Here is a 5,138-nt window from a genome sequence, read left to right on the forward strand (position 1 = left end):
AAATCGCCTTCCTGCAGCATGCGTTGCATCAGGACGCTGCCGACCATACCGCGCCAACCAACGAGACCTACATTCATGACTCACCTTTTGTGTGGAACACTTCCCCGCGTCCTTGTGGACCCTTCGCCGGCGTGGCCGCGCGGGGAAGTATGGCGGACACGACGAGCGATCAGCGGAACGTGATCGTTTTGAGGGAAATGGTTTTGGTAATGCGCTTGGCCGCCGGCTTGATTAGCGCGTGCGTGCTCGAGACCGTTGTGGCGAGACGAGCCGCGCAGCCGAATGGGGTACATGCGTCGCGTGAGATCGAATCCAGAGAGATGTTTGAGATCTTCGCCATAGCGCGCGATTTTACACGATAACGAGGGGTCCTGCTGTCGGCGTGCGTGAATGGGTATGGGTTCGGGCGGTTCTGCTTGGGGTGAGTGTGCGGCGAGGGTGGAGGGGGTGCTGCTGGCGGCGAGTGTGGGGAGAGCGTTGAGTCCTTCTGCTAGCGTGGTCGTTCTGCTTAAGTCGGATTTTCTTGCTTATTTCTGTTAGCCCCTATCCGGGGGCGGGACCTCTTTTCTTTGCAAACGCGCAAAGAAACGAAGCAAAGAAACGCGTTCAAACCGCGAATACCTAAGTGTCGTCGTCGCCCATTTCAGGTATCTGGCACGAACGTAGTACGGCCCCGAATCCGCCAACCTCAGTCGAACACCGCCCTCAAGCACCAACGGCGCGCACACGCTTCGCCTCGAAGGCCGAATACCGCTCGCTATCCATGTCCTCGACCACCCCGCCACAAAGTCTTCTACGGTCTGCGCGTTCATCCTGAGTCGCGCTTCGCGCGACCCAAACCGGTCAACCCCAAACCCGCGTGGCTTTCCCCCGGTGTTCGGGTGGTTTGCCACCGGCGTTGCCGTTGACGGCAACGGGATTGGGCCAGTTGAGGCGAAGCGTGTGCGCGCCGTTCGTGCTTGGGGAGGGTGTTCGACTGCGGGTTAAGGCGTGAGGGCCGCGCTACGTTCGTGCCAAAAACCGAAAATGTGCAACGACGACACTTAGGTATTCGCGGTTTGAACGCGTTTCCTTGCTTCGTTTCTTTTCGCGTTTGAAAAGAAACGAAGTCCCGCCCCGGACAGGGGCTAGCAGTAATAAGCAAGAAAATCCGACTTAAGCAGAACGACCACGCGAGAAGAAGGACTCAACGGTCTCCCCACACTAGCCGCGGACAGCACCGCCCCCACCAGCCCCAAAAACCGCGCCACGAGGCTTACAGCACCGCGAGAACCGCGTCGCCCATTTCCTTCGTGCCGACCGTACGACCGTCCTGCGTCGCGATATCGCCAGTACGGAAACCTTGCTCCAGAACCTTCTTGACCGCGGTTTCGATGCGATCCGCCTGCTCCGCCTTCCCAAGCGAATAGCGCAGCATCATGGCGGCCGACAAGATCGTGGCCAGCGGATTCGCCACGCCCTTGCCCGCGATATCCGGCGCCGAACCGTGCGACGGCTCGTACAAGCCCTTATTGTTCTTGTCCAGCGAAGCCGATGGCAGCATGCCGATGGAACCCGTCAACATGGCGGCTTCATCGGAGAGAATATCGCCGAACATGTTGCCTGTTACGACCACATCGAAGGCTTTCGGCGCTTTTACAAGCTGCATGGCCGCGTTGTCGACATACATGTGCGACAACTCGACGTCCGCATATTCCTTCGCGACGTCGATCATCGTGTCGCGCCAGAGTTGCGACGTTTCGAGCACATTGGCTTTGTCCACACTGGTGAGACGCTTGGCGCGCTTTTGCGCCGCCTGAAACGCCACGTGCGCGATACGGCGCACTTCCGGCTCGGAATATCGCATGGTGTCGAAACCCTCACGCGCGCCTTCGAACAACCCGTCCGGAGATGCCCGCACGCCGCGCGGCTGGCCGAAGTAGATATCGCCATTCAGTTCGCGGATGATCAGGATATCCAGCCCGGCAACAATCTCCGGCTTTAACGACGAAGCCGCCGTTAATTGCGGATAGCAAATGGCCGGCCGGAAATTCGCGAACAATTGCAGATGTTTGCGCAAGCCGAGAATGGCCTGCTCCGGACGCAGCGAGCGCTCAAGCGAATCGTACTTCCAGTCGCCCACGGCGCCGAACAGGATCGCATCGGCCTGCTTGGCCAGTTCAAGCGTGGATTCGGGTAGCGGATGGCCTTTCGCCTCGTATCCCGCGCCGCCGACCGGCGCCTCTTCCATCTCGAACGTTTCACCGAGCGCGTTCAGGACCTTGACGGCTTCCTTCATGATTTCCGGGCCGATGCCATCGCCGGGCAGCACTGCAATCTTCATCGTGTTTCCTTATTCGCTGTTTATTCGGTTTGATCCGGTTTGAACCAGTCTTATCCGACGAGGCGGTTGTTCAGCCACGGTTGTTTGGCCAGGCGCTCATTTTCGAACTGATGGATCTTGTCAGCGTGGCGCAACGTGAGCGCGATGTCGTCAAAACCGTTCAGCAGGCAGAATTTCCGGAATCCGGGAACCTCGAACGGATACTCCGTGCCGTCTCCCGTCAACACGACCTGGCGCTCCAGATCCACAGTCAGCTTGAAACCATTGAACGCGTAGGTTTCGTTGAACAGCTTGTCGACCTGCGACTCCGTCAGCACGATCGGCAACAAACCGTTCTTGAAACAGTTGTTGAAGAAAATATCGGCGAAACTCGGTGCGATGATCGCCCGGAATCCATACTGGTCCAGCGCCCACGGCGCGTGCTCGCGCGAGCTGCCGCAGCCGAAATTCTCGCGCGTCAGCAAAATCGATGCGCCTTGGTAACGCGGCTGGTTCAGCACGAAATCGGGGTTCAACCGCCGCGTCGAGTTGTCCTGGCCCGGCTCGCCGACGTCGAGGTAACGCCATTCATCGAATGCATTCTGGCCGAAACCCGTGCGCTTGATCGACTTCAGGAACTGCTTCGGGATGATCGCGTCGGTATCGACATTCGCGCGATCCAGCGGCGCGACAAGCCCGGTATGTACTGTGAATTTTTCCATGATGCGTACCCGTAGAGATTATTTGGCCGCGTTGCTGATCGCGTTGCCGGTCGCGCGCATGTCCTGGCCGAAGCCGGCCACGGTGTTGCACGCGGCGAGCGTCACGGTCATCAAGACACACGCGAAGACGCGTTTCATGTCATTTCCCGAATGTCGACGAAATGGCCCTCGATAGCGGCGGCGGCTGCCATCGCCGGGCTCACCAGGTGCGTACGGCCGCCCGCGCCCTGACGTCCTTCGAAATTACGGTTGGATGTAGACGCGCAGCGCTCGCCCGGCTCCAGCCGGTCGGCGTTCATCGCGAGGCACATGGAGCAGCCCGGTTCGCGCCATTCGAAACCGGCGTCGATGAAGACTTTGTCCAGCCCTTCGCGTTCCGCTTGCGCCTTGACGAGACCCGAGCCGGGGACGACCATCGCGAGGCGGATGTTCGGCGCGACGCGACGGCCGAGCGTCTTGACCACATAAGCCGCTGCGCGCAAGTCTTCAATCCGCGCATTCGTACACGAGCCGATGAAAACCTTGTCCGGCTTGATCGATCGCATCGGCGTGTTCGGTTCGAGCGCCATGTACTTCAGCGCACGTTCGATCGCGTCGCGCTTGGTCGGGTCCTTTTCGCGTTCGGGATCGGGCACGCGGCCGTCGATCGACGTCACCATTTCCGGTGACGTGCCCCACGTCACTTGCGGCACGATTTCGGCCGCGTTCAACTCCACCACGCGATCGAACTTAGCGTCCGGATCGGAGGTGAAGGTGCGCCAGTAGGTCGCGGCCTGCGCAAATTCCGCACCCTGCGGCGAATAGGGGCGATCTTTCAGGTAATTGATGGTGGTTTCATCGACAGCGACCATGCCTGCGCGCGCGCCCGCTTCGATCGTCATGTTGCAGACGGTCATGCGGCCTTCCATGGACAACGCGCGGATGGTCGATCCGCCAAACTCGATCGCATAGCCATTGCCGCCCGCCGTGCCGATCTTGCCGATGATCGCCAGCACGATGTCCTTCGCGGTGCAGCCACGCGGCAGCGGGCCTTCGACCTTGATCAGCATGTTCTTGCTCTTCTTTTGCAAGAGCGTTTGCGTGGCGAGCACGTGTTCCACTTCCGACGTCCCGATGCCATGCGCGAGCGCGCCAAACGCGCCGTGCGTGGACGTGTGGGAATCGCCGCACACGATCGTCATACCCGGCAAGGTTGCGCCCTGCTCCGGCCCGATAATGTGCACGATGCCCTGGCGCAAGTCGTTCATCTTGAACTGCGTGATGCCGTAGGCGTCGCAGTTGTCGTCGAGCGTATCGACTTGCAGTTTGGAAATCGGATCCGCGATGCCGTGCGAACGGTCCGTGGTCGGAACGTTGTGATCCGATACAGCCAGGTTCGCGCTGATCCGCCACACCGGCCGCGCGGCTAGTTTCAGACCCTCGAACGCTTGCGGACTGGTCACTTCATGCAACAGGTGACGGTCAATATAGAGGATGGACGTGCCGTCCTCCTCAGCGTGGATCACGTGCGAATTCCACAATTTGTCATAGAGGGTCTGGGACATGGTTTCTTTCAGGTGATGGGACTGCGGGGTTTGCTTTTGTGTTTTTTATTATGCCACGGTGACGGGCAGGATGCGCTACCGTCAATCGAAAACCTGAATTAAAACAGTGAGTTAGGGTGGTATCGAGGATACCTGTATCGGCAATACCAGCGTAGGCATGCTCGGAATGACTGAGTGCAACGGGGGATTCCCGCTTGGCGTTTCATGGCTTTTCCATGAAACACCAAGCGGAATTGACGAATGAAATCGGAGCGCTAGTTGGATTGCCACGCGGGATTTACTGAACGGCGCAAATTCGATATCCCATTTGCGCCGGTTAAACCTGCGGGACAGGCATGGCCGCAGTCACCGAAAAACGCTTAAAGTGCCCGCCCCACAATCAACGGATCGACCGGACCGATGCTGCGAAGATCCCTGTTCGCGTAGGGCAACTTGTGCAGGATATGGCGCATCGCATTGAGCCGCGCGCGCTTTTTGCAATCGGAACGGACCACGACCCAGGGCGAATCGGCGGTGTCCGTTTGCGCGAACATCGCTTCCTTGGCTTCCGTGTATTCGTCCCATTTATCC

The 5,138-nt window shown here is 59.3% G+C and carries 5 protein-coding genes and 1 pseudogene; 1 reads left to right on the forward strand and 5 read right to left on the reverse strand.

Features of this window, described 5'->3' with window-relative positions; all coding sequences use genetic code 11:
- Window positions 1–362: hypothetical protein (locus tag WCA53_RS00655; protein ID WP_423904209.1), on the forward strand; the 362-nt coding region annotated here is incomplete at its 5' end.
- Window positions 363–1,255: 893 nt separating this feature from the next.
- Here WCA53_RS00655 and leuB read toward each other — a convergent pair.
- The 5 genes and pseudogenes from leuB to WCA53_RS00680 all read right to left on the reverse strand — a co-directional run.
- Complete coding sequence (gene leuB / locus WCA53_RS00660; protein ID WP_423904212.1) at window positions 1,256–2,323, reverse strand: 3-isopropylmalate dehydrogenase; 1,068 nt, start codon at window positions 2,321–2,323, stop codon at window positions 1,256–1,258.
- A gap of 50 nt (window positions 2,324–2,373) precedes the next feature.
- Complete coding sequence (gene leuD / locus WCA53_RS00665; protein ID WP_423904217.1) at window positions 2,374–3,024, reverse strand: 3-isopropylmalate dehydratase small subunit; 651 nt, start codon at window positions 3,022–3,024, stop codon at window positions 2,374–2,376.
- 18 nt (window positions 3,025–3,042) lie between these two features.
- Entirely contained in the window at window positions 3,043–3,162 is a 120-nt protein-coding gene (locus tag WCA53_RS00670; protein ID WP_423904221.1) for an entericidin A/B family lipoprotein, read from the reverse strand.
- Window positions 3,159–4,568, reverse strand: coding sequence for a 3-isopropylmalate dehydratase large subunit (leuC, locus tag WCA53_RS00675; protein ID WP_423904226.1), 1,410 nt, complete (start codon window positions 4,566–4,568; stop codon window positions 3,159–3,161). The genes WCA53_RS00670 and leuC overlap by 4 nt, the downstream gene beginning before the upstream one ends.
- Window positions 4,569–4,927: 359 nt before the next feature.
- Window positions 4,928–5,138, reverse strand: a pseudogene (locus tag WCA53_RS00680) (polyphosphate kinase 2); the annotation flags it as partial.

Source organism: Caballeronia sp. (genome assembly GCF_049581465.1).
Classification (GTDB): domain Bacteria; phylum Pseudomonadota; class Gammaproteobacteria; order Burkholderiales; family Burkholderiaceae; genus Caballeronia.

Coding starts and splice junctions, on each gene's coding strand:
- leuD (WP_423904217.1), bottom strand. CDS start 3,024: ATGGAAAAATTCACAGTACATACCGGGCTTGTCGCGCCGCTGGATCGC.
- leuB (WP_423904212.1), bottom strand. CDS start 2,323: ATGAAGATTGCAGTGCTGCCCGGCGATGGCATCGGCCCGGAAATCATG.
- leuC (WP_423904226.1), bottom strand. CDS start 4,568: ATGTCCCAGACCCTCTATGACAAATTGTGGAATTCGCACGTGATCCAC.
- WCA53_RS00670 (WP_423904221.1), bottom strand. CDS start 3,162: ATGAAACGCGTCTTCGCGTGTGTCTTGATGACCGTGACGCTCGCCGCG.